The following is a 1,382-nucleotide window of genomic DNA, read 5'->3' as shown; positions in this document are numbered from 1 at the left end:
GGGGTGAAGATCGCGACGTCGTTCATCTGGATGATCGTGGTCTCGCTGAAGACCGACATGGGCGTGGCCTGGCACCGCTTCCTGGCCTTCCCCAACATCTGGTTCAAGCGCGAGGCCAACGGCGCCACCACGCTGGGCGAGCTGCAGCCCATGACCTCGGGCGGCAAGCCCATCGACTGGGAGGACCCGGCCGAGGACGCCGTGTTCGGCGTCAGCCAGGTCGAGCAGTTCTCCTGGAAGGGCCTGCTCGACTTCAGCACGTGCACCGAGTGCGGCCGCTGCCAGTCCCAGTGCCCCGCCTGGAACACCGGCAAGCCGCTGTCCCCCAAACTCCTGATCATGTCGCTGCGCGACCACGCCCACGCCAAGGCCCCCTACCTCCTGGCCGGCGGCGGCAAGGACATGGAAGGCAACGAGAAGGCCACGGCAGAGCAGCTCAAGGATGTTCCCGCGGCCGCGATCGCCGAGGCCCAGCGGCCCCTGATCGGCACCGCCGAAGAAAACGGCGTCATCGACCCCGACGTCCTGTGGTCCTGCACCAGCTGCGGTGCCTGCGTCGAGCAGTGCCCCGTCGACATCGAACACATCGACCACATCGTCGACATGCGCCGCTACCAGGTCATGATCGAGTCCGCGTTCCCCTCCGAGGCCGGAACGATGCTCAAAAACCTGGAGAAGAAGGGCAACCCCTGGGGCCTGGCCAAGAAGCAGCGCCTGGAATGGCTCAAGGAACTCGACTTCGCCGTCCCCGTCGTCGGCAAGGACATCGAAGACCTCACCGACATCGAATACCTCTACTGGGTCGGCTGCGCCGGCGCCCTCGAGGACCGGGCGAAGAAGACCACCAAGGCCTTCGCCGAACTCCTGCACATCGCCGGCGTCAAGTTCGCCATCATGGGCGGCGACGAGAAATGCACCGGCGACTCCGCACGCCGCCTGGGCAACGAACCCCTCTTCCAGCAACTCGGCCAGGAAAACGTCATGGCCCTCAACACGGCCTTCGGCGAGGAGTACGACGACGACGGCAAGGTCACGCCCGAGTCCGCCAAGCCCAAAACCGCGAAGAAGATCGTCGCGACCTGCCCGCACTGCCTCAACACCATCGGCAACGAATACCCGCAAATCGGCGGAGACTACGAAGTCATCCACCACACCCAGCTGCTCCAACACCTCGTCGACGAAGGCAAGCTGCTCCCCGTCACGCCGGTCGAGGGCATCATCACCTACCACGACCCCTGCTACCTGGGCCGCCACAACAAGATCTACACACCCCCGCGCGAGATCATCGGCAAGGTCCCCGGCCTGCGCAACGAGGAAATGCACCGCCACAAGGAACGCGGCTTCTGCTGCGGCGCCGGCGGCGCCCGCATGTGGATGGAAGA

Annotated in this window: 1 protein-coding gene; it reads left to right on the top strand. The window is 65.6% G+C overall.

What is annotated here, in order from left to right; translation table 11 throughout:
* Positions 1–1,382 (top strand): (Fe-S)-binding protein (locus tag E2651_RS43215; RefSeq protein ID WP_135336730.1); only part of this gene is annotated, 1,382 nt, incomplete at both ends.

Origin of the sequence: Streptomyces sp. MZ04 (assembly GCF_004684775.1) — a bacterium.
Taxonomy (GTDB): Bacteria; Actinomycetota; Actinomycetes; order Streptomycetales; family Streptomycetaceae; genus Streptomyces.
Note: the sequence above shows the minus strand (reverse complement) of the source record. Positions and strands in the feature narration are given on the sequence as shown.